Here is a 1,477-nt window from a genome sequence, read left to right as displayed (position 1 = left end):
CCCTGGTTCGAGCCCAGGTCGAGGAGCCACTACAAGCCGCAAGGCCTCTGGAGAGCCCGCTATCTAAACGATAGCGGGCTTTTTTTTACCCAAGCGTTTCGTGAAGTCTTGTCACGATTCATGTCACGATCCAGCGAAGGCTGAAATTGTCGGCAGAGAACAACGACCAGCACACAGACGCACAAGTCTCGCGCTTGCAGACGAGCCACACACACTACTCGAACACTTTGCGCTTGAGCAGCAGAAGCCGGCCTGCTCATCAACGGCGCCGCGAAAGGAAGGATCACTTCGCGATTGCTGACCTCGCTGCCCTGCAAAATCTCGTCGACGGTCTTGCCGGTGACGCTCAGGCACCCGCGGGGCAATCGCCCCGCCTGCTGCAGCTCCCACATCACAGCCGGCACACCGGAAGAAGCGCTCGCCCACGTATCGGCCCGCCGGCTGCTAGTTGACCGGCAGGGGCAGGCGTAGGCATGGTTGGTTCAGTCCTGCGCCTTCAGCTCGGAGCCGGCATGCGCGCCATGGCCATGATGTGCACCTGCGAATTGTCGGAGCCCCAGCGCTGCTGACACTGACAGCACATGAAGAAGCTTTCGCGGGTCAGGATGCACGAGCGGGCGCAGCGTCTCGAAAGCTATCTAGACAATGCGTCAACCGGCCTCATAGCCATCTGCCCACTCTCGCGATACGGTGCGGGGATGACGCTGTAGCTCATGACACAAATGAGCATTGATCTCAAGGTTGTCGATCAGGCGTGTGCTGCCCAGTCGCGCCGCGGCCAGCGCCACCAGCGGCTCGCCGGCCGAGGGGGCGAGCAGGTCGGCCCGGCGGCGCAGCACCAGGTAGTCGGGCTGCCAGCCGCGGGCCGTCAGCGTCTGCATCGCGCGCGCCTCGATCGCGGCAAGGTCGCGCTCGCCTTCGCGCACGGCCGCGGCCATGGCCATGGCCTGCAGCGTCTTCGACAACTGCACCGCCTCGGCGCGTTCGCTCTCGCTGAGGTAGCCGTTGCGCGAGGACAGCGCCAGGCCGTCGGCGGCGCGGAAGGTCTCGCCGCCCACGATCTCGATCGGCAGCGCAAACTGCCGCACCATGTGGCGGATTGTCATCAGCTGCTGGTAGTCCTTCTTGCCGAACACCGCCACCCGCGGCTGCACGCAGCTGAAGAGCTTCATCACCACGGTGCACACGCCGATGAAGAAGCCGGGCCGGAAGTGGCCTTCGAGCAGGTCGGCCAGCGCCGGGTCGGGGTGCACCTTGCAGGTCTGGGGCTCGGGGTAGAGCGCCTTCTCGTCGGGCGCGAACAGCACGTCGCAGCCGGCCGCGCGCAGCTTGTCGCAGTCGCTGTCCCAGGTGCGCGGGTATGCCAAGCCCATGCCCCCGAGCTGGCTGGCGCGCCAGCAGGTCGAGGTGGCCAAGCGCGTGGCGCTGGCGGACATCGTGATCAGCACGGCGCTGATCCCCGGGCGTGCCGCGCCGA

General features: G+C 65.9%; 1 protein-coding gene and 1 pseudogene. One reads left to right on the top strand and one right to left on the bottom strand.

Annotated elements, in window-relative coordinates; translation table 11 throughout:
* Positions 1–650 precede the first annotated feature (650 nt).
* Positions 651–1,373: a 4-phosphopantoate--beta-alanine ligase gene (locus K0H49_RS15115; protein ID WP_257624943.1), complete on the bottom strand. Its 723-nt coding sequence runs from the start codon at positions 1,371–1,373 to the stop codon at positions 651–653.
* On the opposite strand from K0H49_RS15115, the pseudogene K0H49_RS15110 reads away from it, so the two are divergent.
* A pseudogene (locus tag K0H49_RS15110) lies at positions 1,351–1,477 on the top strand (NAD(P)(+) transhydrogenase (Re/Si-specific) subunit alpha); the annotation flags it as partial. The gene K0H49_RS15115 and the pseudogene K0H49_RS15110 overlap by 23 nt on opposite strands.

It is taken from the genome of Variovorax boronicumulans, assembly GCF_019352895.1.
Lineage (GTDB): Bacteria > Pseudomonadota > Gammaproteobacteria > Burkholderiales > Burkholderiaceae_C > Variovorax > Variovorax boronicumulans_A.
Note: the sequence above shows the minus strand (reverse complement) of the source record. Positions and strands in the feature narration are given on the sequence as shown.

What these genes read in the sequence shown, in the direction of transcription:
- K0H49_RS15115 (WP_257624943.1), bottom strand. Translation starts at nt 1,373, where the DNA reads ATGGGCTTGGCATACCCGCGCACCTGGGACAGCGACTGCGACAAGCTG.